Origin of the sequence: Citrobacter sp. wls829, from assembly GCF_005280825.1 — a bacterium.
Lineage (GTDB): Bacteria > Pseudomonadota > Gammaproteobacteria > Enterobacterales > Enterobacteriaceae > Citrobacter > Citrobacter gillenii.
On sequence record NZ_SZWP01000119.1, the window covers coordinates 1 to 1,362 of the forward strand.

Genomic DNA, 1,362 nt, shown 5'->3' on the forward strand with positions numbered 1-1,362 from the left:
GCTGACGGGATCCTGAATTACCTGGAAGTGTAAAAAGCCTCTCTGCTGGCCCCCTGCCAAAATTCACATTGCTGGATGGGGGCCTGTTTTCTTCTGCCTCACACATTCACGTCATTCCTGGAAAGCGACTCGCAAATGCTGATGCAGGTCCATGTAATGCAATCGTCATGGATTGACGGCATTAGACCTCGAGCGTATTGATAACGATATATTTTCATTTCGCAACTATCACGCTAGGGAAGACATGAATACACTCACCTCGACACACCATGCTGAGGATTATCAGCAAATCCATGACGGAATAATCCATTTATTGGATAACGCCAGGACAGAAACGGTCCGCAGCATCAACGCAATTATGACGGCAACCTATTGGGAGATTGGCCATCGAATTGTCGAATTTGAACAAGGCGGTGAAGCGCGAGCGGCTTACGGTACTCAACTGATTGAACGTTTGTCCGTCGATTTAAACCAGCGGTACAAACGTGGGTTTTCCACGGGAAACTTGCGACAAATACGAGCGTTTTATCTTTATTTTCAAAATATTGAAATTCAGCAGACAGTGTCTGGTGAATCTTCCCGTCTGGCACAACTCGCCAAAATTTTCCCGCTTCCCTGGTCAGCCTATGTCCGCCTGCTATCGGTTAAAAATCCTGATGCCCGCATCTTTTACGAGAAAGAGACGCTACGTAACGGCTGGTCAGTACGGCAACTCGACAGGCAAATCACCACCCAATTTTACGAAAGAACATTATTGTCCCACGACAAAACCGCCATGTTACAGCAGGTCGCCCCCACCGTCGCTGACGTTACGCCAGAACAAGCAATACGTGACCCGTTCATTCTTGAATTCCTAGATTTAAAGGACGAATATTCTGAATCTGACCTTGAAGAAGCGCTGATAACCCACCTGATGGATTTTATGCTGGAACTCGGTGATGATTTTTCCTTTGTGGGTCGCCAGCGTCGCTTACGCATTGACGATAGTTGGTTTCGCATCGATCTGCTGTTCTTCCACCGACGCTTACGCTGCCTGCTCATCGTTGACCTCAAGGTAGGAAAATTCAGCTACGCCGATGCAGGGCAAATGAATATGTACCTGAATTACGCCCAAGAGCACTGGACAATGCCTGGAGAGAATCCGCCCGTAGGCTTAATCCTGTGCGCGGAAAAAGGTGCTGGCGAAGCTCACTATGCCCTAACCGGTTTACCTCATAAAGTGCTTACCAGCGAATACAAAATGCAGTTGCCTGACGAGAAATTACTGGCGGATGAACTTGCCCGTTCACAAACTCGATTAGCGTCTCAATGAGAGCATTCACGGAGCGACTGAGCCGGTGGCGACATCGTGCGCGGTTCGGA

General features: G+C 48.5%; 1 protein-coding gene. It reads left to right on the plus strand.

The annotated features are described in order from the left end of the window. Positions 1 to 244 precede the first annotated feature (244 nt). Complete coding sequence (locus FDW88_RS22355) at positions 245 to 1,312, plus strand: YhcG family protein (RefSeq protein WP_137363376.1); 1,068 nt, start codon at positions 245 to 247, stop codon at positions 1,310 to 1,312. Positions 1,313 to 1,362: the final 50 nt, after the last annotated feature.

What these genes read in the sequence shown, in the direction of transcription:
- FDW88_RS22355 (WP_137363376.1), top strand. Translation starts at nt 245, where the DNA reads ATGAATACACTCACCTCGACACACCATGCTGAGGATTATCAGCAAATC.